The 22,629-nt window shown below is 64.7% G+C and carries 25 protein-coding genes and 1 riboswitch; of the genes, 16 read left to right on the forward strand and 9 right to left on the reverse strand.

Annotated elements, in window-relative coordinates; translation table 11 throughout:
* The first annotated feature begins 88 nt into the window (after positions 1-88).
* Positions 89-292, forward strand: coding sequence for a tautomerase family protein (locus tag XH92_RS07380; RefSeq protein WP_044538952.1), 204 nt, complete (start codon positions 89-91; stop codon positions 290-292).
* A gap of 161 nt (positions 293-453) precedes the next feature.
* On the forward strand, positions 454-864 hold the full coding sequence (locus tag XH92_RS07385; RefSeq protein ID WP_194458647.1) for a thioesterase family protein: 411 nt from the start codon (positions 454-456) through the stop codon (positions 862-864).
* A gap of 177 nt (positions 865-1,041) precedes the next feature.
* On the opposite strand, the gene proC is transcribed toward XH92_RS07385, so the two are convergent.
* Both proC and XH92_RS07395 read right to left on the reverse strand, forming a co-directional pair.
* Positions 1,042-1,920 carry a pyrroline-5-carboxylate reductase gene (gene proC, locus XH92_RS07390; protein ID WP_194461155.1) on the reverse strand — a complete coding sequence of 293 codons (879 nt, stop codon included), beginning with the start codon at positions 1,918-1,920 and terminating at the stop codon, positions 1,042-1,044.
* 126 nt (positions 1,921-2,046) lie between these two features.
* On the reverse strand, positions 2,047-2,547 hold the full coding sequence (locus XH92_RS07395; protein WP_194458648.1) for a YbjN domain-containing protein: 501 nt from the start codon (positions 2,545-2,547) through the stop codon (positions 2,047-2,049).
* A gap of 444 nt (positions 2,548-2,991) precedes the next feature.
* Positions 2,992-3,146, forward strand: a riboswitch (FMN riboswitch).
* 78 nt (positions 3,147-3,224) lie between these two features.
* Between XH92_RS07395 and XH92_RS07400 the strand changes: the two genes are divergently transcribed.
* The 10 genes from XH92_RS07400 (at position 3,225) to XH92_RS07445 (ending at position 13,339) form a co-directional block, all read left to right on the forward strand.
* Positions 3,225-3,806 (forward strand): 6,7-dimethyl-8-ribityllumazine synthase, encoded by a 582-nt coding sequence (locus XH92_RS07400; protein WP_194458649.1) that lies wholly within the window; start codon positions 3,225-3,227, stop codon positions 3,804-3,806.
* Between the two features lie 101 nt (positions 3,807-3,907).
* Positions 3,908-5,104, forward strand: coding sequence for an MHYT domain-containing protein (locus XH92_RS07405; RefSeq protein WP_194458650.1), 1,197 nt, complete (start codon positions 3,908-3,910; stop codon positions 5,102-5,104).
* Positions 5,105-5,278: 174 nt separating this feature from the next.
* Positions 5,279-6,142 (forward strand): xanthine dehydrogenase family protein subunit M, encoded by an 864-nt coding sequence (locus tag XH92_RS07410; protein ID WP_194458651.1) that lies wholly within the window; start codon positions 5,279-5,281, stop codon positions 6,140-6,142.
* Between the two features lie 10 nt (positions 6,143-6,152).
* Complete coding sequence (locus XH92_RS07415) at positions 6,153-6,653, forward strand: (2Fe-2S)-binding protein (protein WP_194458652.1); 501 nt, start codon at positions 6,153-6,155, stop codon at positions 6,651-6,653.
* Positions 6,650-9,076 carry an aerobic carbon-monoxide dehydrogenase large subunit gene (locus XH92_RS07420; protein ID WP_194458653.1) on the forward strand — a complete coding sequence of 809 codons (2,427 nt, stop codon included), beginning with the start codon at positions 6,650-6,652 and terminating at the stop codon, positions 9,074-9,076. Before XH92_RS07415 ends, XH92_RS07420 begins: the two co-directional genes overlap by 4 nt.
* Positions 9,073-9,945, forward strand: coding sequence for a MoxR family ATPase (locus tag XH92_RS07425; protein ID WP_194458654.1), 873 nt, complete (start codon positions 9,073-9,075; stop codon positions 9,943-9,945). The genes XH92_RS07420 and XH92_RS07425 overlap by 4 nt, the downstream gene beginning before the upstream one ends.
* Positions 9,942-11,153 carry a VWA domain-containing protein gene (locus XH92_RS07430; protein WP_194458655.1) on the forward strand — a complete coding sequence of 404 codons (1,212 nt, stop codon included), beginning with the start codon at positions 9,942-9,944 and terminating at the stop codon, positions 11,151-11,153. The genes XH92_RS07425 and XH92_RS07430 overlap by 4 nt, the downstream gene beginning before the upstream one ends.
* Positions 11,153-11,986 (forward strand): XdhC family protein, encoded by an 834-nt coding sequence (locus XH92_RS07435; protein WP_194458656.1) that lies wholly within the window; start codon positions 11,153-11,155, stop codon positions 11,984-11,986. Before XH92_RS07430 ends, XH92_RS07435 begins: the two co-directional genes overlap by 1 nt.
* Before the next feature lie 8 nt (positions 11,987-11,994).
* Complete coding sequence (locus tag XH92_RS07440) at positions 11,995-12,456, forward strand: carbon monoxide dehydrogenase subunit G (RefSeq protein ID WP_194458657.1); 462 nt, start codon at positions 11,995-11,997, stop codon at positions 12,454-12,456.
* 76 nt (positions 12,457-12,532) lie between these two features.
* Entirely contained in the window at positions 12,533-13,339 is an 807-nt protein-coding gene (locus XH92_RS07445; protein WP_194458658.1) for an SDR family NAD(P)-dependent oxidoreductase, read from the forward strand.
* A gap of 169 nt (positions 13,340-13,508) precedes the next feature.
* Here the strand turns inward: XH92_RS07445 and XH92_RS07450 are convergent, their stop codons facing one another.
* The 6 genes from XH92_RS07450 to XH92_RS07475 all read right to left on the reverse strand — a co-directional run bounded on the left by XH92_RS07450 (position 13,509) and on the right by XH92_RS07475 (position 18,882).
* Positions 13,509-14,462, reverse strand: a complete 954-nt coding sequence (locus XH92_RS07450) for a ribose-phosphate pyrophosphokinase (protein ID WP_194458659.1) — start codon at positions 14,460-14,462, stop codon at positions 13,509-13,511.
* Positions 14,463-14,642: 180 nt separating this feature from the next.
* On the reverse strand, positions 14,643-15,260 hold the full coding sequence (locus tag XH92_RS07455; protein WP_194458660.1) for a hypothetical protein: 618 nt from the start codon (positions 15,258-15,260) through the stop codon (positions 14,643-14,645).
* Positions 15,261-15,381: 121 nt separating this feature from the next.
* A complete protein-coding gene (gene pgeF, locus XH92_RS07460) occupies positions 15,382-16,149 on the reverse strand; it encodes a peptidoglycan editing factor PgeF (protein WP_194458661.1) in 768 nt (255 codons plus the stop codon).
* A complete protein-coding gene (locus XH92_RS07465; protein ID WP_194461156.1) occupies positions 16,146-17,204 on the reverse strand; it encodes a class I SAM-dependent methyltransferase in 1,059 nt (352 codons plus the stop codon). Before XH92_RS07465 ends, pgeF begins: the two co-directional genes overlap by 4 nt.
* 84 nt (positions 17,205-17,288) lie before the next feature.
* On the reverse strand, positions 17,289-18,131 hold the full coding sequence (lgt, locus tag XH92_RS07470) for a prolipoprotein diacylglyceryl transferase (RefSeq protein ID WP_194458662.1): 843 nt from the start codon (positions 18,129-18,131) through the stop codon (positions 17,289-17,291).
* Between the two features lie 16 nt (positions 18,132-18,147).
* Positions 18,148-18,882 carry a dienelactone hydrolase family protein gene (locus tag XH92_RS07475; RefSeq protein ID WP_194458663.1) on the reverse strand — a complete coding sequence of 245 codons (735 nt, stop codon included), beginning with the start codon at positions 18,880-18,882 and terminating at the stop codon, positions 18,148-18,150.
* A 177-nt stretch (positions 18,883-19,059) separates the two neighbouring features.
* On the opposite strand from XH92_RS07475, the gene XH92_RS07480 reads away from it, so the two are divergent.
* The 4 genes from XH92_RS07480 to ychF all read left to right on the forward strand — a co-directional run bounded on the left by XH92_RS07480 (position 19,060) and on the right by ychF (position 22,112).
* Complete coding sequence (locus XH92_RS07480) at positions 19,060-19,320, forward strand: accessory factor UbiK family protein (RefSeq protein ID WP_038388183.1); 261 nt, start codon at positions 19,060-19,062, stop codon at positions 19,318-19,320.
* A gap of 244 nt (positions 19,321-19,564) precedes the next feature.
* The gene (locus XH92_RS07485; RefSeq protein WP_194458664.1) at positions 19,565-20,284 is read left to right on the forward strand and encodes a 50S ribosomal protein L25/general stress protein Ctc; all 720 of its coding nucleotides are present in this window, start codon (positions 19,565-19,567) and stop codon (positions 20,282-20,284) included.
* 55 nt (positions 20,285-20,339) lie between these two features.
* Positions 20,340-20,954: an aminoacyl-tRNA hydrolase gene (gene pth / locus XH92_RS07490; protein WP_194458665.1), complete on the forward strand. Its 615-nt coding sequence runs from the start codon at positions 20,340-20,342 to the stop codon at positions 20,952-20,954.
* A gap of 60 nt (positions 20,955-21,014) precedes the next feature.
* Positions 21,015-22,112: a redox-regulated ATPase YchF gene (gene ychF, locus XH92_RS07495; RefSeq protein WP_194458666.1), complete on the forward strand. Its 1,098-nt coding sequence runs from the start codon at positions 21,015-21,017 to the stop codon at positions 22,110-22,112.
* Positions 22,113-22,338: 226 nt separating this feature from the next.
* Here the strand turns inward: ychF and XH92_RS07500 are convergent, their stop codons facing one another.
* Positions 22,339-22,614, reverse strand: a complete 276-nt coding sequence (locus XH92_RS07500; RefSeq protein WP_194461157.1) for a metal-sensitive transcriptional regulator — start codon at positions 22,612-22,614, stop codon at positions 22,339-22,341.
* Positions 22,615-22,629 lie beyond the last annotated feature (15 nt).

Below are 22,629 nucleotides of genomic sequence, written 5' to 3' on the forward strand. Positions count from 1 at the left end.
CCGCGCAGCCATCTTCAAAAAGATGCCGCGCCTGCCAGGCTGGCGGATGACCGGCTTGCGCGTCAACAACAACCAGGGAGTTATTCCAATGCCCGAGATCACCGTGAGCATGGCCGCCGGCCGCACCGACGAACAGAAGGCCGGCATGATGCGCGACATCACCCAGGCGCTGGTGAAGAACCTCGGCGTCGATGCCGATGCCGTCGTGATCCAGATCAACGAAGCACCGTTGCATCACAAGATGAAGGGCGGCAAGACCTTCGTCGAGCGCGCCGCTGCGGCGAAGAAATAATCACATTCACTTCGTCGTCCCTGCGAAAGCAGGGACCCATAACCACCGATACTTGTTGTTGTGCTCGCTGGGAGCTCCAGCCTTCCTAACATCAGATATTCGTAGGTATGGGTCCCGGGTCGCGCTTCGCTTGCCCGGGACGACAGTCTTTTCGAGGCCACATGGACGCACGCGACTTCATCAAGATCGGCATGAGCGCCGAGCGCACGCTGGTGGTGCCGCCGGAGCGCACGGTCGGTCACTTCGTGCCGGGCATGCCGATGGTCTATGCGACGCCGATGATGATCCTCGAGATGGAGATGGCGTCGGGCGATGCCATCCGCGGCGCGCTGCAGCCCGGCTGGGTCACGGTCGGCACCGAGGTCGATATCCGCCATCTCGCGGCAGCGCTCGTCGGCGCCACGGTGCGGACCACCGCAAAGGTGATCGCGGTCGAGCGCCGCGTGATCCGCTTCGAGGTCGAAGCCTTCGAGGGCGCGCGCAAGCTCGGCGAAGGCCGCCACGCCCGCGGCCTGATCAATGTCGAGAGTTTTAATAAGCGGCTGGCGGTGACGTCGGGGCAAGCGCAGTAGGTGAAGATGTCGGCGCGGCCGAATCCGCTTGCTCGGGCGTCATCCTGAGGAGCGCGCAGCGCGTCTCGAAGGATGGGCCACGGGCCGTGCACCCTTCGAGGCTCGCTTTCGCTCGCACCTCCAGCGACAAAGGCGAAGCCTTTGCGCGGGGGTGACGGGCAGAGACCGTACTCCTAGCTACTTCGCCAATTCCTTCGAGCGCCTCGTCGCGGCGGCGATCGCGCGGGTCATCAGTGGCTGCATGCCGTCGTTCGCCATCAGCACCTCGAGCGCGGCCGCTGTGGTGCCGCCGGGCGAGGTGACATTCTGCCGCAACGTCGCCGACGCAAGATCCGAGCGATGCAGCAACTCGCCGGAGCCGGCGACGGTCGCGCGCGCCAGCGTGGTCGCGAGGTGCTCAGGCAGGCCTGCCGCGACGCCGGCGCGAGCCAGCTCCTCGGCGAGCAGGAAGACATAGGCCGGGCCGGAGCCGGAGACCGCGGTCACCGCGTCCATCAGGCTCTCATCGTCGACCCATTCGACCAGTCCGGTTGCTTTCAGCAGCGCATCGGTCATCGCGCGCTGTGCGGCGGTGACGCGCTTCGACGGCACCGCGACCGTGATGCCGCGGCCGATCGCCGCCGGCGTGTTCGGCATCGCGCGCACCACCGCGCCGCCGACCACCTCTTCCAGCGCCGATATCGTCGTGCCGGCCATGATCGAGACCACGAGCGTCGACGGACCGACCAGCGCCTTCAGCGCGGCGCCGGCATCGCGGAACGATTGCGGCTTCACCGCGACGACCAGCGTGTCGACCGTGCCGAGCTCCGTCGCCTGCGGATTGAGCCGCACGCCCCTGGCGGCAAGCGCGGAGATCTCGGGCGAAAGATGCGGATCGATCACTGCGACATGCGGGGGCGAGAGGCCCTGCGCGAGCCAGCCGGTCAGCATGGCGCCGCCCATCTTGCCCGCGCCCGCAAGCGCGATGGTGCCGGTGACATCTTTCAGTGGGCTGTTTGTCGTGCTCACAGGTGGCTCCGCAAACTCTGTGTCGTCCCTGCGAAAGCAGGGACCCATAACCACAGGCGGTTCTAGTGGAGCGAGAGGCAGGCCACAAGCAGGTTGGGCAATTACTGCCGTCACGGAGTATAGGTCCCTGCTTTTGCAGGGACGACACCGGGGGGTGTGGAAAGGTCGCGAGCCTTACGCCTCGCCCTCGGTGTCGAACATCGCGGCGGCCATCGCCTCGGAGGTCGATTTGCCGGCCCAGACCACGAACTGGAATGCCGGATAGTAGCGCTCGCAGGCATGGATCGCGTTGACCACCATGGCCTCGCATTGCGCGGTGGAGGCGGTGAGGCCGCCGGGCAGCACCAGCGCCTGGCGATGCATCACCATGCCGGTGTGGGTCCACAGATCGAAATGGCCGACCCACAATTGCTCGTTGATCGCGGCGACCAGCCGCTGCACCTCGGCGCGGCGCGCCTGCGGCATCTTCATGTCGAAGGCGCAGGCGAGATGCAGCGCCTCGATCTCTCCCATCCAGGTGAAGGAGAGCTGATAATCGATCCAGTCTCCCTTGGAGACGATCGTCACCTCGTCTTCGCCGGAACGTTCGAACGCCCAGTTGTTGTCGGTGGCGATATCCTCGACCACCGCAAGCGGGTTGTTCCGGGAATCGATAATGCTTTCGAGGAGGGACATGCCGTCTCGGACCTTGTTCTTATGATCGCTTGATACGCACACGGAAGCCGGCACTTGCGACATACTGCGTCGTGGCCGAGTGCAGTTCCTGATGCGGGCTTCCGGATGCCCCTGGACCTGACGCCGATGAAGTGATGTGATTTGCGGAATCCGCGCAACTGCACGCCGAGTCCGTCCACAGCCAAAGCGCGCATCGTCCACAGCTGATCTCCGCCACACTTGTGATTTGGCGAACAAATCGGAATCTAACCGTTCGCGTAACGATTTATTAACCATTTGCCGGCGCTTCGCCGCACGCGTGAATCGGCCTTTCCGGCGCTCACATCACACTGCAAGAGCCGCGGCGCGCTCATGGGGACATGCCGTTTCCCCATGCCAAAGGTCCTTGCCGAGCTGTCGCGGTTTGGTCATATTTCGGGTCAGGCACGTCCATCCCGGGCGTGCCGATGTTCTCAGGGCGGGGTGAAAATCCCCACCGGCGGTAAAGGGCGATGAGCCCAAGCCCGCGAGCGCCTTCCTCCGCGAAGCCGGGAGAAGGGTCAGCAGATTCGGTGCAATTCCGAAGCCGACGGTTACAGTCCGGATGAAAGAGAACGGTTGCGGCAGCCAACGCGATTTTCGCGCGGGCTCGTGTCGTTGTCCGTGTGCCCTGATTCTGGTCCTGAAAGAGGAAAGCCATGAATCAGATGTTGCAAGACCAAGACGTTCAAGCTTCTCAAGTCCACACCTCCCAAGCAGAAAATGCGCCCGATACGCCGGCCATGCCGCCGGTGCCGGAGCATCCGCATTTCGCGAAGCCGCAGCGCGTTGCCTTCGTGCAATCGTCCTGGCATCGCGATGTGGTGGAGGAGTGCCGCATCTCCTTCCTGAAGGAGATCGAGGCGCGCCACATCACCAATGTCGACGTGTTCGAGGTGCCGGGCTCGTTCGAGATCCCGCTGCATGCGCAACTGCTGGCGAAGACCCGCCGCTACACCGCGATCGTCGCGGCCGGGCTCGTCGTCGATGGCGGCATCTACCGCCATGAATTCGTCGCCGATACCGTGATCAAGGCGCTGATGGACGTGCAGTTGCGCACCGAGGTGCCGGTGTTCTCGGCGGTGCTGACGCCGCAGCAATTCCACGAGACCGAGGTGCACTACGAGTTCTTCCGCAAGCACTTCGTGATCAAGGGGATCGAGGTCGCGGAAGCCTGCGCCAACACGCTGCTCAGCCTGGAACGGCTGCGTGGTCAGGTCGCGGCGGGAATACCCGGTTAGCGCCGGCCTTCCAATCGTCTGATTGTCATTCCCACCGCCGTATCTATAAAGTCGGCGGTGGGAGGAGGCCTCGCCGTGACGACGGCCCGGCCGAGACGATCATGTTCGAAGGACACGATCCCTATCTCGTCGCGCTCTCGGTGGTGATCGCGATTCTGGGAGGTTACACCGGGTTCGGCCTGGCTGCGCGCATCCGCGGCAGACCGGATTCCGGTCATCGCTTGTTGCTCGCGAGTGCAGCATTCTTCCTCGCGGTTGGCATCTGGACGATGCATTTTGTCGGCATGCTTGCCGCGCCCTTGCCGGTTGGCGCCGTCTATCTCGTGTTGCCGACCATCATTTCCTTTCTGATATGTGCGCTGGTAGTTGGCATTTCGCTGTTCTTTGTCAGCATCGGTGAACCGTCGATGCTTCGTGTTGCTTCGTCGGCCGTGTTGCTGGGGCTTGGCATTGTCAGCATGCACTATGTCGGCATGCACGGGCTGTCCGGTGACTTCGCAATGACGCATGCTCCGGGAATGGTCGTGCTCTCGGTCGTGATCGCGATCGCCGCGGCCTATGGCGGGTTGCGCGCGTTCCTGGCGCGACGCGGCGGCGTGCAGTTGATGTTGAGTGCGGTTGCCTTCGGCGTTGCCGTCTCCGGAATGCACTACACGGCAATGGCCGGCATGCAGATTGCTCCATCTGAGGGCGAAGCCCACCACCGCATGGAGGGATTGGTGGCGTCGTCGCAGATGCTGTCACTGGTCGTGACCTTGCTCTGCTTTGTGATCGCCGCAGGCTTCCTGCTGTCGTTGGTGCCCGACCCGCGGAAGCGGGCGGCGGCAACCACGGACCCCGTCGGGGCAGGCTTCGAACCGGTCGAAGCGGCCGCTGGCGGCATTGTCGAGGCCGACCCGCCGCTTCGGCCGACGCCGTTGGGCGGAATTGGCCAGCCCCCGCGCGCGGCGCCGGTGCCCCGGCTGCCTGTCGAGGGAGCAGACGGTACCCATTTCATCGATGCCGCCGAAGTTCGCAGCGTGAGGGCGGATGCCCACTACACAAAGGTGCACGATGGGACCCGGGAGCGAATGTGTCCCTGGTCGATCTCGGAAGCCGAGGCGCTGCTCGATCCTCGCCTGTTTCTGCGGGTGCACCGCAGCCATATCGTGGCAATTCCCCATGTCGCCATTGTCCGGAAAGAGGGTGACGGGGCGGTCTTGGAACTGGACGGTCCGTCTCCACACTTGGTTCCGGTGAGTCGGGCCAAAATCGCCGAGGTCAAGGCCCGACTCGGGCTCGTTCGCCGCACGGCCTGAGCTCCTCTCTTACGGATAGGGAGCAGCACCTGACGCATTTCGTGCGCGTCACGCGGCATTTCGTGCGAATTTTCAACTCCCGTGCTGCGCTTATTGCGGGCGAATCCGCCCCCAGCCAGCCTCCCTCCAACGTTCGCGGGTACCGCAAGGCCGCAGGACGACATGGAGGAAATGATGATTCCCGGTTCGTTCAGCTATCACCGGCCGGCCACATTGGCCGACGCAGTGAAACTGCTCTCGACGCTTGGCGACGAAGTTCGTCCGCTAGCCGGCGGCCACAGCCTCGTCCCGATGATGAAGCTTCGGCTGGCTACTCCGGAGCACCTGGTCGACCTGCACGGGATTGCCGACCTCAAGGGCATTCGGCGCGACGGCAGCAAGGTGTTGATCGGGGCCATGACCACCCAGCACGACTTGCTTGCTTCCGATGAGGTCGCCAAATCCATCCCCATTCTGCACGAAGCAGCGCTTTTGATCGCCGATCCCCAGGTCCGGTATCGCGGCACCGTGGGCGGCAATGTCGCCAATGGTGATCCCGGCAACGACATGCCGGCGCTGATGATGACGCTCGGCGCGATCTACCATCTCGAGGGGCTCGATGGCGGGCGAGAGATTGCGGCCGCCGAATATTATCAGGGCGCCTATTTCACGGCGATCGAGCCCGGCGAGTTGCTGGCCTCGATATCCATCCCGATCCCCCCGGCCGGCCATGGTTACGCTTATGAGAAGCTGAAGCGGAAGGTCGGAGACTACGCGACCGCCGCCGCGGCTGTGGTGCTCACGATGTCCGGCGGCAAGGTCGCGACCTGCACGATCGGGCTCACCAATCTCTCGGAAACTCCTCTGTTGGCCGACGCTGCTGCCAAGGCGGTCATCGGTAGCAGCCTTGATGCCGCCACGCTCAAGAAGGCCGCGGCGGCCGCGGAAGCGATCATGGCGCCGGCTGCGGACGCGCGGGGCCCGGTCGAATACCGCACGCATGTCGGCGGCATCATGGTGACGCGTGCGTTGCAGCGCGCTGCCGCAAGCGCGGCCTGAGGAGGGGCAAATGGCAAAGACCCATATCACGATGCAGGTGAATGGCACCGAGGTCGAAGGTCTCGTCGAGCCGCGCACGCTGCTGGTGCACTTCATCCGCGAGAATCTGCAGATGACCGGCACGCATATCGGCTGCGAGACCACGCATTGCGGCGCCTGCACGGTCGATATCGACGGCATGTCGGTGAAATCCTGCACCATGTTCGCGGTCCAGGCCAACGGCTCCGACATCACCACGATCGAGGGCATGGCCAATCCCGACGGCTCGCTGTCGGCGCTGCAGGAAGGCTTCCGCATGATGCACGGTCTGCAATGCGGCTTCTGCACACCCGGAATGATCATGCGCGCGCAACGGCTGCTGAAGGAGAATCCATCGCCGACCGAGCAGGAAATCCGGATGGGAATCTCCGGCAATATCTGCCGCTGCACGGGCTACCAGAACATCGTCAAAGCCATTCAATACGCCGCCGCCAAGCTCAACGGCGTGGAATTCCGGGAGGCCGCAGAATGAACGATATGACTCCCACGCGGGAACAACGCACGGCCGCGCTCGAAGGAATGGGCTGCAAGCGCAAGCGCGTCGAAGACATCCGCTTCACGCAAGGAAAGGGCAACTACGTCGACGACGTAAAGCTGCCGGGTATGCTGCATGGCGACTTCGTCCGCTCGCCGCATCCGCATGCGCGCGTCAGGTCGATCGATGATTCAGAGGCATTGAAGGTGCCGGGCGTGCTCGCGGTCATCACCGCCGAGACACTGAAGACCGTCAACCTCGCCTGGATGCCGACCTTGGCGGGCGACGTGCAGATGGTGCTGGCCGACGGCAAGGTGCTGTTCCAGAACCAGGAGGTGGCGTTCGTCGTCGCGACGGACCGCTATGCCGCCGATGACGGCATCAACAAGGTCAAGGTCGAGTACGAACCGCTGCCGCCGCTGGTCGACCCGTTCAAGTCGATGGATCAGGATGCGCCGGTGCTGCGTGAAGATCTCGCCGGCAAGACCATCGGTGCCCATGGCACGCGCAAGCACTATAATCATATCTTCGAGTGGACCGTCGGCGACAAGGAATTGACGGATGCCGCCTTCAAGAAGGCCGAGGTGACGATCAAGGAGATGATCTCCTATCATCGCACCCATCCGTCGCCGCTCGAGACCTGCCAGTGCGTCTGCTCGTTCGACAAGGTCAAGGGCGAACTGACGATCTGGGGCACCTTCCAGGCGCCGCATGTGATCCGTACCGTCGTGGCGCTGATCGCCAAGCTGCCGGAGCAGAAGATCCACGTGATCGCGCCTGACATCGGCGGCGGTTTCGGCAACAAGGTGGGCGCTTATCCCGGTTACATCTGCGCCGCAGTTGCGTCCATCGTCACCGGCAAGCCGGTGAAATGGGTCGAGGATCGCATCGAGAACCTGACCGCGACTTCATTCGCCCGCGACTACCACATGACGACCGAGATTGCCGCGACCAAGGAGGGCAAGGTTACCGGCCTGCGCGTCCACGTGCTGGCCGATCACGGCGCCTTCGATGCCTGCGCCGACCCGTCGAAATGGCCGGCCGGCTTCTTCAATATCGTCACCGGATCATACGACTTCCCGACCGCGCATCTTGCGGTCGACGGCGTCTACACCAACAAGGCGCCGGGCGGCGTTGCCTATCGCTGCTCGTTCCGTGTCACGGAGGCCGCTTACTGCATCGAGCGTGCGATGGATATTCTGGCCCAGAAGCTCGGCATGGATCCGGCCGAACTGCGCTTGAAGAACTTCATCAAGCCGGAGCAGTTTCCGTACCACTCCGCGCTCGGTTGGGAATACGATTCCGGCGATTACGGCACCGCCATGCGGAAGGCGATGGAGACGGTGAAATACGCCGAGCTCCGCAAGGAGCAGGAGCAGATGCGTGCCGCCTTCAAGCGCGGCGAGACCCGCGAGATCATGGGCATCGGCGTGTCGTTCTTCACCGAGATCGTCGGCGCCGGCCCGTCGAAGAATTGCGACATCCTGGGCATTGCGATGTTCGACTCCTGCGAAATCCGGATGCATCCGACCGGTGCGGGCATCGCGCGGATGGGTACCAAGAGCCAGGGCCAGGGACACGAGACGACCTGGGCACAGATCATCGCTACCGAGATCGGTATTCCCGCCGACAACATCATGGTCGAGGAAGGCAACACGGACACGGCGCCGTATGGCCTCGGCACCTATGGCTCGCGTTCGACGCCGGTCGCCGGCGCCGCGATTGCGATGGCCGCGCGAAAGATCAGGGCCAAGGCGCAGATGATCGCGGCCTACAAACTCGAGGTTCACGAGGACGATCTCGAATGGGACATCGACGGCTTCCGCGTCAAGGGTCTGCCCGAGAAGTTCATGTCGATGAAGGATATCTGCTGGGCGGCGTACAATTCGGTGCCGCCCGGAATGGAGCCGGGATTGGAAGCGGTCAGCTATTACGATCCGCCGAACATGACCTATCCGTTCGGCGCCTACATCTGCGTGATGACCATCGATGTCGATACAGGTGTCTACAAGGTCAGGCGCTTCTATGCGCTCGATGATTGCGGCACCCGGATCAACCCGATGATCATCGAGGGCCAGGTACATGGCGGCCTCACCGAGGCGTTCGCCATCGCGATGGGCCAGGAAATTCGCTACGACGCCGAAGGCAATGTCGTCACCGGCTCGTTCATGGATTTCTTCATGCCGACCGCGGTCGAGACTCCGCATTGGGAAACGGATTTCACGGTCACCCCGTCGCCGCATCATCCGATCGGTGCCAAGGGTGTCGGCGAGAGCCCGAATGTCGGCGGCGTGCCGGCGTTTTCCAACGCGGTCAACGATGCGTTTTCATTCCTCGGCTCGACCCACATCCAGATGCCGCATGATTTCTGGCGGAACTGGGTGGCGGCGAAGAGCCTCGGCGTGTTCGCTTCGGCATGAAGACCCGTGACGAGATCGCGCGCGCTCTTGGCGACGCCGGCTATGTCGCCGACGGCGAGCTCGCGGTTGCGATCGCGCTCATGCAACAGCTGCGGCGTCCGCTTCTCCTGGAGGGCGAGGCGGGCGTCGGCAAGACCGAGGTGGCCAAGGCTCTCGCCACCGTTCACGGCACGGAGTTGATTCGCCTGCAGTGTTACGAAGGGCTCGACCAGTCGGCGGCACTCTACGAGTGGAACTACCAGCGGCAGTTGCTGTCGATCCAGGCGCACCGCGGCGCCGACGCGGATGCGGTCGAGGATCAGATCTTCTCCGAGAAATATCTCCTCGAGCGGCCGTTGCTTGCAGCGATCCGCCGCGAAAGGTCGCCGGTGTTGCTGATCGACGAGATCGATCGTGCGGACGACGAGTTCGAGGCGTTTCTGCTGGAGTTGTTGTCCGACTTCCAGGTTTCGATTCCCGAGCTCGGTACGATCAAGGCGATCGCGATCCCTCACGTCGTGCTGACGTCAAACGGCACGCGCGAGCTCTCGGATGCACTGCGCCGCCGCTGTCTCTATCACTATGTCGACTATCCCGATGTCGACCGCGAGGCGCGCATCATCACAGCGCGCGTCGCGGGCATCAGTGCTTCGTTGGCGCTGCAGATCGCCCGCATGGTCGAGAGCGTCCGGAAGGAAGAACTGCGCAAGGTGCCCGGCGTCGCCGAGACGCTGGATTGGGCCGCTGCACTGATTGGGCTCGATGTGAAGGATTTGCACGATGCGCCCGAGACGGTGCACGAGACCCTGATGTGCCTGCTCAAGACGCAGGAAGACAAGGCGCGGGTCTCGCGCGAGGTCACGCAACGTTTGCTCGGGAGGGTCGCATGAGTTGCTGCGGCGCATCGCCCGACATCAATGACGTTCGCGAGGTGTCCCGTCTCGTCTCGCGCAAGCTCGCGGCCTTTCTGCGGACCCTGCGCGACAACGGCTTCGCCGTCGGGCTTGCCGAGGGGCACGATGCCGCCGCCCTGATGGGGACGGGCTACGCGGCGCGGCCGGGCCTGCTGCGCTCGGCGCTCAAGCATCTGTTTTCGACCCGCAAGGCCGATTGGGACAAGTTCGACGGAATTTTTGATGCGTTCTGGCTCGGCAAGCGGGCGCGGTCACGCTCAATCACGACTGGCGCAGCCAAGCCTGCGAATAATCCCTCACTGAAGAGTTTGCTTAACCAGTCCGCGGAGACGAGAACCAGCGCCGAGACGGCAATGGATCAGGTTCCATCGGTCGACGGAGCCGAAAATGAGCGCTCCGGTGAGGGGCGCATGGAAGGAGCTTCGGGCGCCGACAATATCGCCGAAGTGGATTTTCGTAACCTGGCCGACCCGCAGCAGGTGGAGCTGGCCCATCTTGCCGCAGCGCGATTGGCGCGCGCCATGCAGATGCGGCTGACACGGCGGGAGCTGGCCCGCCGCCGCGGCCATCGTCTGGATTTGCGCCGTACGATTCATCGCAACGTCAGCCACGGCGGTGTGGCGATCAGCCTGGTGAAGCGGCAGCGCAAGCCGAAGCCATTGCGCTTGGTGCTCCTGCTCGATGCGTCGGGCTCGATGAGCATGTATACGGGCGTCTTCCTGCGCTTCATTCACGGCGTGCTCGACGAGTTCCGCGAAGCCGAGGCGTTCCTGTTCCACACGCGGTTGGCTCACGTCTCGGACGCGATGAAAGAGCGCGATCCTGGCCGCGCGCTTGATCGGCTCTCGATCATGGCGCAAGGCGCGGGCGGCGGCACCAGGATCGGCGAGAGCCTGCAGACCTTCAATCGCTGGCACGCCGCGCGCGTGATCCATTCGCGCACCTGCGTGATGATCGTCTCCGACGGTTATGAGACCGGCGATGCGGCGCTGCTCGGTCGCGAGATGGCTGCCCTCGGCCGCCGCTGCCGCCGCGTCGCCTGGCTCAACCCGATGATGGGATGGCAGGGCTACACGCCGGAAGCCCGCGGCATCAAGGCGGCGCTGCCGCATGTCGATCTCTATGCGCCGGCTAACACGCTGGCGAGCTTGATGGCGCTCGAGCCCTATCTGGCGAGGTTGTGATGGGTGTGCATGTCGAGATCATGGATCTGGTCGCGCAGATGAAGGCCGCTGAGCAGGCCTTCGTGCTGGCGACTGTCGTCCGCACGGTCTCCGTGACCGCCGCCAAGGCGGGGGCCAAGGCGATCATCCGTCCGGACGGCACGATCGTGGCGGGATGGATCGGCGGAGGTTGCGCCAGAGGGGCGGTCCTGAAGGCGGCGCGGGAGGCGCTGATCGACGGCGAGCCGCGCATGGTCTCGGTGCAGCCGGAGAATTTGCTTGCAGAGCTCGGCGTTGTCGCTGGCGAGAGCAGGGACGGTGTGCGCTTCGCCTCGAATATGTGTCCGAGCAAGGGGACGATGGATATCTTCGTGGAGCCGGTCTTGCCGCATCCCTCGCTGGTCATCCTTGGCGCAAGTCCCGTTGCGCTATCGCTCGCAGCTCAAGCGCGCCAACTCGGCTATCACGTGACGCTCGCGGCGCCCGCATCCGATCTTGCCGCCGAACCCGATGCCGACGTGGTCGTCGATGGCTTGCAGCCGGGCGATCTCAACAAGGCAGCTCGCTTCGTCGTGGTGTCGACGCAAGGCAAGGGTGACGAGGCTGCGCTGAAGTCGGCGATCGAGATTGACGCTGCCTACCACGCCTTCGTCGGCAGCAAGCGCAAGATGGCCGCGCTACGCGACAAGCTGATTGCCGACGGTCTCGAGGTTGCCGGGATCGATCGCGTGAAGGCGCCGGCCGGGCTCGATCTCGGTGCCATCACGCCGGAGGAGATCGCAATGTCGATCCTCGCCGAAATCACCATCACGCGTCGCCGCGGCCAGCGTGCCGCCGCCAATACAGGAAGGTAAGCCGCAAGATGCAGATGAACGACAGCCAGCGTATCCCGGCCTCAAAGGAGAAGGTGTGGGCCGCGCTCAACGATCCCGAGATTCTGAGACGGTGCATTCCCGGCTGTCAGTCGCTCGAGATGGCCTCTCCGACCGAGATGACCGCCACCATCGTCTTGAGGGTGGGACCGGTGAAGGCGACCTTCGGCGGTAAAGTGACGCTATCCGAACTTGATCCTCCGAACAGCTACCGGATCTCCGGCGAGGGTTCCGGCGGCATCGCCGGCTTTGCCAAGGGCGGCGCCTTCGTCACGCTGGCATCGGAAGGGCCGGACGTAACCGTTCTGACCTATGCGGTTGAAGCGCAAATCGGCGGCAAGCTGGCGCAGCTCGGCGGCCGGTTGATTGATTCCACCGCGAGGAAGCTTGCCGGCGAGTTCTTCAAATCGTTCGGTGAGGTCGTAGGCCAAGCGGCGACAGCTGGCGTCTGAGCTGGCGGCCTTGGTCTGACCGCACCTTCGGCTAAGCTGTCCGGTGACAAAAACACCGGATGGGAGTGATCGGATCATGACCAAGGAAGGCTCTTCCGACTGGCTCGGCCTGTCGGGCCGCGTTGCCGTCGTCACCGGCGGAGGCGGCGGCATCGGCCGCGCCACCGCCGTCAGCTTCGCGTGCGCCGGCGCCAGGGTCGCCGCGCTCGATCGCGACGAGCGCTCCCTGGCGGAGACCAAGGCAAAGCTTCGCGAGTTCGGCGACGGTCATCTCGTCGCAAGCTGCGACACGACCAGCGAGGACAATGTCGCGGCGGCCGCTGACGCCGTCGCGCGCGCGCTTGGTCCGTGCGACATCCTCGTCAACACCGCCGCCGTGTTGCGCCCCGGCGGGCTCGACACGCTGCCGCTCGCCGAATGGAATGCGGTGCTGGCGATCAACCTCACCGGCTACTTCATCTGCGCGCAGGCGTTCGGCCGCCAGATGCGCAAGGCCGGACGCGGCAGCCTCATCCACGTCGCCTCGATCGCCGCCAGCAATGCGCAGGGGCAGAGCGGCGCCTACAGCGTCAGCAAGGCCGCCGTCGTCATGCTCTCGCAGCAGCTCGCCGCCGAATGGGGGCCGCACGGCATCCGCAGCAATGTCGTCAGCCCCGGCCTCGTCGTGACGCCGATGAGCCAGGCGTTTTACGACACGCCAGGGGTCACCGAGCGGCGCACCGCGGTGGTGCCGATGCGCCGGATCGGCGCGCCGCAGGACATGGCGGATGCGACCCTGTTCCTGGCGAGCGACAGGTCGTCATATGTCAATGGTGAGGAGATCATCGTCGATGGCGGCTATGCGCGGACGCTGATGAGCCACGTGCCTCGGCCGGGGTTCTAGCGGGGATGGTGCCACATATCCGCTGTCGTCCCGGGCAAGCGAAGCGCGACCCGGGACCCATAACCACCAATGCCAATTGTTGCGAACGCTGGGTCCACAGCTGCGAGCCGTAACGCAATCCTGTGGTTATGGGTCCCTGCTTTCGCGGGGACGACAGCAAATATCGAACCTAATCGAACAGGCTGGAGACCGACTCTTCCGCCGCGGTGCGGCCGATCGCTTCGGCGATCAGGCCGGCGATCGAGATCTGGCGGATGTTCGGCGCCTTGTTGACGGCTTCGGTCGGCAGGATCGAGTCGGTGATGACCAGCTCCCTCAGCCGCGACGAGGCAATCCTCGCGGCGGCGCCGCCCGACAGCACGCCGTGGGTGATGTAGGCCGAGACCTCCTTGGCGCCGTGCGCGATCAGCGCGTCGGCCGCATTCACCAGCGTGCCGCCGGAATCGACGATATCGTCGACCAGGATGCAATTGTAGCCGGCGACGTCGCCGATCACGTTCATCACCTCGGACTCGCCGGGGCGCTCGCGGCGCTTGTCGACGATCGCAAGCGGCGTGTTGATGCGCTTGGCGAGGCCGCGGGCACGTGCCACGCCGCCAACGTCGGGCGACACCACCATCACCTTGGCGAGGTCGAACTTCTCCCTGATGTCGCGCACCATCAGCGGCGCCGCGAACAAATTGTCGGTCGGGATGTCGAAGAAGCCCTGGATCTGGCCGGCATGCAGGTCGAGCGTCATGACGCGGTCGACGCCGGCATGGGCGATCAGATTGGCGACGAGCTTGGCCGAGATCGGCGTACGCGAGCCGGACCTGCGATCCTGCCTGGCGTAGCCGAAATAGGGCACCACCGCGGTGATGCGGCGCGCCGAGGAGCGGCGCAGCGCGTCGGTGATGATCAAAAGCTCCATCAAATTGTCGTTGGCCGGAAACGACGTCGACTGCAGGATGAACATGTCCGAGCCGCGGACGTTCTCCTGGATCTCGACGAAGATCTCCATGTCGGCGAAGCGCCGGACCACGGCCTTGGTCAATTCGATGCCAAGACCCTTGGCGATCTCCTGCGCCAGCGCAGGATTGGAGTTGCCGGCGACGAGCTTGATTGATCCGTTCTTTGCCGACATCGATGCTTCCCCCCGCGCCTTGCTGGATACGACGTTCAGCATCTCAAGTCCTTACAGAACCGGCGGGTTTTCGGTGCGCGAGGGAATATCAGGCAGGCGGCTCGGATGGCAACCCATTAGGCCGCCTTCGCCGCGGTTTTCCTGGGCAAAAAACGCCTTTCCCCGGGAGATTCCGGGGTGTTAGTTGGCGGAATAGCTCAGCGCCACGGTTTCGGGGGCGGCGGCCGGGGCGCTCACCATCGCCGGCCCGCGGAGCTGCGGTGCCGGGGCGGGCGCCGGGCCATCGGCCGGGCCGCCATTGATCATGCTGGACAGGCCGCTGAGGCCGGCCTGGGCGATCTTGCGCAGCACCAGATCGTCGGCGGCCGCCCAGGCGTCGCGGCCGGCCTTGCCGGCGGGCTCCTCGCCGGACAGTCGCAGCGCGCGTTGCTGGTTGCTGTCGTAGACGTCCCATACCCACGCGATCATGGTGCGGCCGCGCACGACCTGCGCCGACAGATAGCTGCGGACGCGATAGGCCGCGGTGCCCTCGCGCGACACGATCGACAGGCTGCGCAGCTTGGATTCGCTGTCGAGCACACCGACCATGCGGTCGAACACCTGGGGCGGCGGGCCGTCGATCGATTCGAACGCGACGGTTGCGCCGCCACTCGCGGGCGTCGCCATCGCGTAGGAGTCGGCGACGTTGCCGCCGGCCGCGCAGCCGCCAAGCGCGCACGCAATCGCCAGCCATGTGGCTGCGAGCGCAGCACGCACGACTGTCCCAGTTTGAAACTGGTGGTTTGACGCTTCCCTCATTGCGTCCTGCGATATCGTTAAAACGGCTTAACGTCTAGGGCAGGACGGCCACAGCCCTTAACCGACCGGCAGGTCACGGACGGTGCGGGTCAGGATCAAATTCCTTGGTCGGCCGCCGGCGTCAGCCTTCCAGCGCGATGGCGTGCACGAGGCGGCCGTAGTCGGCTTCCTTGCGGTGCACCGAGCGGCGGTAGCTGAAGCAGCGCTCGTCGGAATAGGTGTCGATGCCGAGATCGTCGATCATCAGCACGCCGGCATTTTCCAGCCGCATCCGGATGAAGCCGGCGAGATCGAACATCGCATGGCCGTCGCGTTCGGCCGGCATGAAGAACATGCCGTTCTCGGCATCCGCCTCGATGAAGCGTTCGACGAATTCGTTGCCGACCTCGTAGGATTCCTTGCGGATCAGCGGACCGATGGCGGCGACGATGCCGCCGCGCTCGGCGCCGAGTTTCTCCATCGCGGCGATGGTGGATTCCAGCACGCCGGTCAGCGCGCCCTTCCAGCCGGCATGCGCCGCTCCGATCACCCGCGCGTTGGGGTCGACGAACAGGATCGGACCGCAGTCGGCGGTCGTGACCGAGATCGCAAGCCCTTCGGTGCGCGTGACGAGCGCGTCCGCCTTCGGGCGCGCCGCGCCGTTCCACGGGCTGTCCACGACGACGACGTCGGGCGAGTGCACCTGATGCACGCTGATCAGGTGGTCGAGCGGCACGCCCAGCCGCTCGGCCATCCGCCGCCGGTTCTCCGCGACCCTGGCCGGATCGTCCTTTGAGCCGAGCCCGCCATTGAGGCCGGCATAGACCCCCTCGGAGACGCCGCCCTCGCGCGAGAAGAAGGCATGACGCAGGCTTGGTATGGCCGACAGCAGCGGTGATCCCAATGTCATTGTTCGGTCTCGTCAGGCTGATCGCTGAGGCCGGCGATCGAGGTGAGGCGCGGGTCGGAGATCGCCATGACCTTGAACATCGAGCCCATCCCGCCGCGTCCGGAATCCGTCAGGCGTCTCAGCGCAGCAGCGACATCGGCGGAGACCTCGGGCGAGGCTTTCGCCATCAGTCCGGCGGCGCGGGCCTCGACGCCGAGGCGCTTGAGGAAGTCGCCCTGCGTCGCCGGTCCGTGGACGCGCGCGCCGACATCCTCGGCGGCCCGCGCCAAAGCCTGGAAATCGACATGCGCGGTGACGTCGGCCTGCCCCGGGTTCTTCAGCGGGTCGGCGAAGCTGTGGCGTGCGATCGCCTGGAAGGTGTCGCCGGCGTCGCTGCGCAAGTGGCCGTAATCGATGATCAAAGCGGCGCCGTCCTGATCGCGCAGGCGCGTCGCCAGCTTCATGATCTCATTGTCGGGCCGCCATTCGAACACCGCACCTAACGGGGCGGCGCGCACCAGCGGCGGCAGCAGCACCTCGAAATGCGGCGTCGGCTCGGCGGCAGGGGCGAAATACAAATTGCCATTGGCATCCATCCCGACCGTGCGCTCGTGCCAGCCGGTCTCGCGCCGGACCATCTGGTGGATCGGCAGCACGTCGAAATATTCGTTGGCGAGGATCACCGCCGGTCCCTCGGGCACGTCGTCGATGTTGTCGTGCCAGGTGATGTTGCGCACGCCGGTCAGCGTCGCGTACTGCTTCTCGCGCAGTACCGGGTTGACCTCGACGAGGTGGATGCTGAGCGACTGGTAGAGCGGCGGCAGCACGCGCAGCGCACGCAGCGCGTCCGACATCATGGTGCCGCGGCCGGGCCCGAGCTCGATCAGGCGGAACGTCTCCGGCGAGCCGATCGCGCGCCAGATCGAGGCGCTCCACAGCCCGAGCAGTTCGCCGAACATCTGGCTGACCTCGGGCGCCGTGGTGAAATCGCCCTCGCGGCCGAGCGGATCGCGCGACAGATAGTAGCCGTGCTGCGGATGCATCAGGCACAGTTCCATGTAGCGCCAGACCGGCATCGGCCCGGACAGCTTGATCAGCTTCCTGATCTCATCCAGCAGCGGGGAGGGTTCGCTCACGGACTTCCTTGGATTGCACTTGCGCTACGTTGAACTCGGCGCTGTCCCGTTCGCCCTGCGGCGGATGGCGGCCGTGATGATGATAGCGCCTACAATAATCATTGGCACCGACAGCAGCATCCCCATGGTCAATCCGCCCCACAGGAATCCGAGCTGAGGATCGGGCTCCCTGAAATGCTCGCCGATGATCCGGGCGATGCCGTAGATCGTGATGAAGCTGCCGAGGATCAGCCCCGGCCGCTTGAGCGCGCCCATCCGGATCATGATCGCCAGCGCCGTGAACAGCACGATGCCCTCGAGGCCTGCTTCGTAGAGCTGGCTCGGATGGCGCGGCAGCGGGCCGCCATTGGGGAAGATCATGGCCCAGGGCAGGCTCGGATCGGCGTGGCGGCCCCACAATTCGCTGTTGATGAAATTGGCGAGCCGGCCGAGGAACAGCCCGATCGGCGCGACCGCGGTGGTGATGTCGCCGAGCGACAGGATCGGGATGCTGTTGCGGCGGGCAAACAGCATCACCGCGGCGACGCAGCCGAGGAAGCCGCCGTGGAACGACATGCCGCCCTTCCACAGTTCCAGGATCTCGGACGGGTGCGCCATGAAGAAGGGCAGGTTGTAGAACAGCACGTAGCCGGTGCGGCCGCCGACGATGATTCCGATGGTGACCCAAAGGATGAAATCGTCGAGCTGCGGCAGCGTGATCGGCGCCGGGCCGCCCCACAGCCGCTCCTTCTTGATCAGCGAGCGGGCATAGATCCAGCCCAGCACGATGCCGACGATGTAGGCCAGCGCGTACCAGCGGATCACGATCGGCCCGAGCGCGAGCGCGACGGGGTTGAACACCGGAAAGTCGATCAGCAGGAACGGCATCGTGTGTCTTGAGGCTCTAGCTCACGAGGTTGCGGCGGTAGAGCGCCAGCAGCCGCTCCCAGTGACGTTCGGCGGCGTCGCGGTCATAGACCGGGCGCTTGGGGAACGCAAAGCCGTGATGGGTGCCGGGATAGATCTCGACCTCGTTGTTCGATCCCTTCATGCCGGCCTTTACCTGCTCGATGATCTCCGCCGGGGCGTAGATATCGGTCTCGGCGCAGGCGAAATAGAGTTCGGCCTTGGTCTTTTGCGCGGCAAGATGCGGGCTGTCGGGCTGGTCGGTCGCCAGATGCGTGCCGTAGACCGAGGCGGCGGCCTTGACGCGATCGCCGAAATGGGTCGCCGCGTTCACCGCGTAGCGGCCGCTCATGCAATAGCCGACGGTGCCGATGATCCTGGTGTTGGCCGCCTTCTGGGTCTCGGCATAGGCGAGCAGGCCCTTGGTGTCTTCCATGACCAGCGGGATGTTGAGCGAGTGCATCAGCTCGAACATCCGCTTGCGCTCGGGCGATTCCGGATCGGGATTGATCGGGCCGAGCTCCATCACGCCGGCCCGGTAATACATATTGGGCAGCATCACATAATAGCCCGAGGTGCCGAGCCGGCGCGCCATGTCGCGCAGCTCCTCGCGGATCGCCGGCGCATCCATGTAGAAGATGACGACCGGGAACGGGCCGCCGCGCTCGGGATGGGTGATGAAGGTGGTGGTCTTGCCGTCCTTGGTCGGGATCTCGACGGTCTCTTCGATCATGGCGTTTCTGCTCGCGTTATGTGTGCGATTTCTGTTGTGAGTTCATACGATTGCAAGGAAACCGGAGCATGACAAGGCAAGCCGCCGGAGGCCTGCCATTCGCGGCGCACTTGAACCGGATGGCTGACATCGCCATTGTCTTTTGCGCAATCCAGTGAACGTGGAGAGTTTTGCGAGATGACCCAGACCAGCAACCGGTTTTTCGATGAGATCGGCCGTCTGATGAACGACGCTGCAGGCGCCGCCCAAGGCGTCAAGCGCGAGGTCGACACGGTCATGCGCAACCAGGCCGAACGCATCCTGCGCGACCTCGACGTGGTCAAGCGCGAGGAATTCGATGCGGTCAAGGACATGGCCCGCCTGGCGCGCGAGGAGAACGAGGCGCTGAAGGCAAGGATCGCCGCGCTGGAAGCCAAGCTGGGCGGTTCGGCGGGCTGATGGAGCGAAGCGAAATCCGGGACCACTGCCTCCGCGGGGCCGGCCCCGGATTGCGCTTCGCTCCATCCGGGCTACGCCCCTCCTCGGTAACCCAAGAAAAATCCCTTCATTTCCTTGTCATTTCGGCCCTTTGGCGCTAAAAGCCGGCCACGTCCGCGGCCCCCGCACCCCTGGAGGCTTGCTGTGGACCTGAGCATGGGCCGCGCTGCGGCCTTTAACTTTTTAAATACAAGGACTTAACGCTATGGCGACCGTCAAGGAATTGAAGGCGACCGCGCGTCCGAAGAGCGGCAAGGGGGCCGCCCGGGCAGAGCGTCGCGCCGGGAGAGTTCCCGGAGTGATCTATGGAGACAACCAGCCCCCGGTGACCATCTCGGTCGACGATCGTGAACTGCGCCAGCGCATCCTGGCGGGCCGGTTCCTCACCACGCTGTTCGACATCGATATCGAGGGCAAGAAGCATCGCGTGATTCCGCGCGACTACCACCTCGACCCGGTGAAGGACTTCCCGCTCCATGTCGACTTCATGCGGCTCGGCGAAGGCGCGACCATCCGCGTCAGCGTGCCGCTTCACATCGTGAACGGTGAAAGTTCGCCGGGCGTCAAGCGGGGCGGCACCGTGAACATCGTCACCCACGCGCTCGATCTCGAGTGCTCGGTCGACAACATTCCGCAATACATCGAGGCCGACGTCGGCGCGCTGGAGATCAGCTACTCGCTGCATCTCTCCGACGTCAAGCTGCCCACGGGCGTGAAGTCGCTGACCCGCGAGGACGCGACGCTGGTCACCATCGTGCCGCCGTCCGGCTACGCCGAAGAGCAGAAGGCCGCGGCTGCGGCGGCTGCCGGTGGCGCTGCTCCGGCCGCGGGTGCTGCGGCTCCGGCCGCGGCGGCTCCGGCTGCGGGTGCTGCGGCTCCGGCCGCGGCTGCCAAGGCCCCCGCTGGCGGCGACAAGAAGAAGTAATCGATCAGGTCGGCGCGCGATTGTCTGATGGCGCGCCGACATGGGATGCCGCGCCATGCGCCTTTTTGTCGGTCTCGGTAATCCCGGCGCGAAATACGCCAGCAACCGGCACAATATCGGTTTCCTGGCGGTCGACGAGATTGCACGGCGTCATGGTTTCGCACCATGGCGCCGTCGCTTTCAGGGCGAGACCTCCGAAGGCATCGTCGATCGTGAGAAGGTCGTGCTGCTGAAGCCGACCACCTACATGAACGAGTCCGGGCGCGCGGTGCAGGAAGCGGCGAACTTCTTCAAGCTCGCTCCGTCAGACATCACCGTGTTCCAGGACGAGCTCGAACTGCCGCCTGCCAAGGTGCGGGTCAAGGTCGGCGGTGGGATCGCCGGCCACAACGGGCTGCGCTCGATCTCCGCGCATATCGGCAACGAATATCGGCGGGTACGGCTCGGGATCGGTCATCCCGGGGTCAAGGAGCTCGTGCACAGCCACGTGCTGTCGGACTTCGCCAAGAGCGACCGGGCGTGGGTGGAGGCCTTGTGCCAGGCCGTCGCCGACAATGCCGGCCTGCTGGCCGCGGGGCACGACGCCTCGTTTGCCAACAAGGTGCATCTGACGATGCAGGCCAAGGGATTTTTCGACAAGGGCGGGAATGGCGGCGAGGAGCCGGCCTGACCTCGCTTGATCGTCGTCGGCAAGAGGCCGCCATGACGAACCAGAGATATTGAGGAAGACATGGGATTCAAATGCGGGATCGTCGGACTGCCGAACGTCGGCAAGTCGACGCTGTTCAATGCGCTGACCGAGACGGCGGCCGCCCAGGCGGCGAACTATCCGTTCTGCACCATCGAGCCGAATGTCGGCGAGGTGGCGGTGCCCGATCCGCGGCTCGACAAGCTGTCGGTAGTTGCAAAGTCGGCGCAGATCATCCCGACCCGGCTGACCTTCGTCGACATCGCGGGACTTGTCCGCGGCGCGTCGCAGGGCGAAGGCCTCGGCAACCAGTTCCTCGCCAACATCCGCGAGGTCGACGCCATCGCCCATGTGGTGCGCTGCTTCGAGGACTCCGACATCACCCATGTCGAGGGCAAGATCGCGCCGCTCGCCGACATCGAGACCATCGAGACCGAGCTGATGCTGTCCGACCTCGACAGCCTCGAGAAGCGCGTCGACAATCTGTCGAAGAAGGCCAAGGGCAACGACAAGGAAGCCAAGGAGCAGCTCGAGCTCGTCAACCGCGCGCTGGTGCTGCTGCGCGACGGCAAGCCGGCGCGTGCGCTGGAACGCAAGCCGGAGGAGGAGCGTGCGTTCCGCATGCTCGGGCTGCTGACCTCCAAGCCCGTGCTCTATGTCTGCAACGTCGAGGAAGGCTCGGCCAAGGACGGCAACAATTTCTCCAAGGCGGTGTTCGAGCGCGCCAAGGAGGAGGGCGCGGTCGCAGTGGTGATCTCGGCCAAGATCGAATCCGAGATCGCGACGCTGTCACGTGAGGAGCGTACCGATTTCCTGGAGACGCTGGGCCTCGAAGAAGCCGGGCTCGATCGCTTGATCCGCGCCGGCTATCGGCTGCTCGACCTCATCACCTATTTCACCGTCGGCCCGAAGGAAGCCCGCGCCTGGACCATCGACCGCGGCACCAAGGCACCTGCCGCCGCCGGCGTGATCCATACCGATTTCGAGAAGGGCTTCATCCGCGCCGAGACCATCGCGTACGAGGATTACATCGCCGGCAACGGCGAAGCCGGCGCGCGCGATGCCGGCAAGCTGCGGCTCGAAGGCAAGGACTACGTCGTCGCTGACGGCGACGTCATGCATTTCAGGTTCAATACCTGAGCGCGCCGTTCAGCGGCGCATGAAGCTGTGGCGAATTAAGCACCGCTCTTTTCCCCACGTCGTCCCGGGCAAGCGAAGCGCGACCCGGGACCCATAACCACAGGGCGCAGTTATTTCGCGACGTTGTGGGCCCCAGCTCGCTCTAGCAACGACTGCCTGTGGTTATGGGTTCCTGCTTTCGCAGGGACGACACTGAATGTGCGGACAGGGCGCAGCTAAGAGCGTTCTACCTATCCGCACGCCCGATCACATCCATCAGCTCGGCGATCTTGCGCCGCTGGTCGGCCTTGTCGCCGGACGAGATCGCATGCTCGACGCAATGCGCGACGTGGTCGCGCAGCACCTCTTCCTCGACGCGGCGCAGTGCGGCGCGCGCGGCGGCGATCTGCGTCACCACGTCGATGCAATAGCGGTCTTCGTCGACCATGGCGGCCAAGCCGCGGATCTGACCCTCGATCCGTTTGAGCCGTTTCAAACAGGATGTCTTGACCTCGTCTCTCATAAGTCTCATATACCC

Source organism: Bradyrhizobium sp. CCBAU 53421 (assembly GCF_015291625.1).
Taxonomy (GTDB): domain Bacteria; phylum Pseudomonadota; class Alphaproteobacteria; order Rhizobiales; family Xanthobacteraceae; genus Bradyrhizobium.

Excerpts from the sequence above, each read along its gene's own strand:
- XH92_RS07440 (WP_194458657.1), top strand. The coding sequence starts at position 11,995 with ATGCAGATGAACGACAGCCAGCGTATCCCGGCCTCAAAGGAGAAGGTG.
- XH92_RS07415 (WP_194458652.1), top strand. The coding sequence starts at position 6,153 with ATGGCAAAGACCCATATCACGATGCAGGTGAATGGCACCGAGGTCGAA.
- XH92_RS07380 (WP_044538952.1), top strand. The coding sequence starts at position 89 with ATGCCCGAGATCACCGTGAGCATGGCCGCCGGCCGCACCGACGAACAG.
- XH92_RS07385 (WP_194458647.1), top strand. The coding sequence starts at position 454 with ATGGACGCACGCGACTTCATCAAGATCGGCATGAGCGCCGAGCGCACG.
- XH92_RS07485 (WP_194458664.1), top strand. The coding sequence starts at position 19,565 with ATGGCGACCGTCAAGGAATTGAAGGCGACCGCGCGTCCGAAGAGCGGC.
- XH92_RS07480 (WP_038388183.1), top strand. The coding sequence starts at position 19,060 with ATGACCCAGACCAGCAACCGGTTTTTCGATGAGATCGGCCGTCTGATG.
- lgt (WP_194458662.1), bottom strand. The coding sequence starts at position 18,131 with ATGCCGTTCCTGCTGATCGACTTTCCGGTGTTCAACCCCGTCGCGCTC.
- XH92_RS07500 (WP_194461157.1), bottom strand. The coding sequence starts at position 22,614 with ATGAGAGACGAGGTCAAGACATCCTGTTTGAAACGGCTCAAACGGATC.
- XH92_RS07420 (WP_194458653.1), top strand. The coding sequence starts at position 6,650 with ATGAACGATATGACTCCCACGCGGGAACAACGCACGGCCGCGCTCGAA.
- XH92_RS07455 (WP_194458660.1), bottom strand. The coding sequence starts at position 15,260 with ATGAGGGAAGCGTCAAACCACCAGTTTCAAACTGGGACAGTCGTGCGT.
- XH92_RS07475 (WP_194458663.1), bottom strand. The coding sequence starts at position 18,882 with ATGATCGAAGAGACCGTCGAGATCCCGACCAAGGACGGCAAGACCACC.
- XH92_RS07430 (WP_194458655.1), top strand. The coding sequence starts at position 9,942 with ATGAGTTGCTGCGGCGCATCGCCCGACATCAATGACGTTCGCGAGGTG.
- XH92_RS07450 (WP_194458659.1), bottom strand. The coding sequence starts at position 14,462 with ATGTCGGCAAAGAACGGATCAATCAAGCTCGTCGCCGGCAACTCCAAT.
- pth (WP_194458665.1), top strand. The coding sequence starts at position 20,340 with ATGCGCCTTTTTGTCGGTCTCGGTAATCCCGGCGCGAAATACGCCAGC.
- XH92_RS07405 (WP_194458650.1), top strand. The coding sequence starts at position 3,908 with ATGTTCGAAGGACACGATCCCTATCTCGTCGCGCTCTCGGTGGTGATC.
- proC (WP_194461155.1), bottom strand. The coding sequence starts at position 1,920 with ATGGGTCCCTGCTTTCGCAGGGACGACACAGAGTTTGCGGAGCCACCT.
- XH92_RS07395 (WP_194458648.1), bottom strand. The coding sequence starts at position 2,547 with ATGTCCCTCCTCGAAAGCATTATCGATTCCCGGAACAACCCGCTTGCG.
- XH92_RS07425 (WP_194458654.1), top strand. The coding sequence starts at position 9,073 with ATGAAGACCCGTGACGAGATCGCGCGCGCTCTTGGCGACGCCGGCTAT.
- XH92_RS07400 (WP_194458649.1), top strand. The coding sequence starts at position 3,225 with ATGAATCAGATGTTGCAAGACCAAGACGTTCAAGCTTCTCAAGTCCAC.
- XH92_RS07410 (WP_194458651.1), top strand. The coding sequence starts at position 5,279 with ATGATTCCCGGTTCGTTCAGCTATCACCGGCCGGCCACATTGGCCGAC.
- XH92_RS07465 (WP_194461156.1), bottom strand. The coding sequence starts at position 17,204 with ATGCCGGTCTGGCGCTACATGGAACTGTGCCTGATGCATCCGCAGCAC.
- XH92_RS07445 (WP_194458658.1), top strand. The coding sequence starts at position 12,533 with ATGACCAAGGAAGGCTCTTCCGACTGGCTCGGCCTGTCGGGCCGCGTT.
- XH92_RS07435 (WP_194458656.1), top strand. The coding sequence starts at position 11,153 with ATGGGTGTGCATGTCGAGATCATGGATCTGGTCGCGCAGATGAAGGCC.
- ychF (WP_194458666.1), top strand. The coding sequence starts at position 21,015 with ATGGGATTCAAATGCGGGATCGTCGGACTGCCGAACGTCGGCAAGTCG.
- pgeF (WP_194458661.1), bottom strand. The coding sequence starts at position 16,149 with ATGACATTGGGATCACCGCTGCTGTCGGCCATACCAAGCCTGCGTCAT.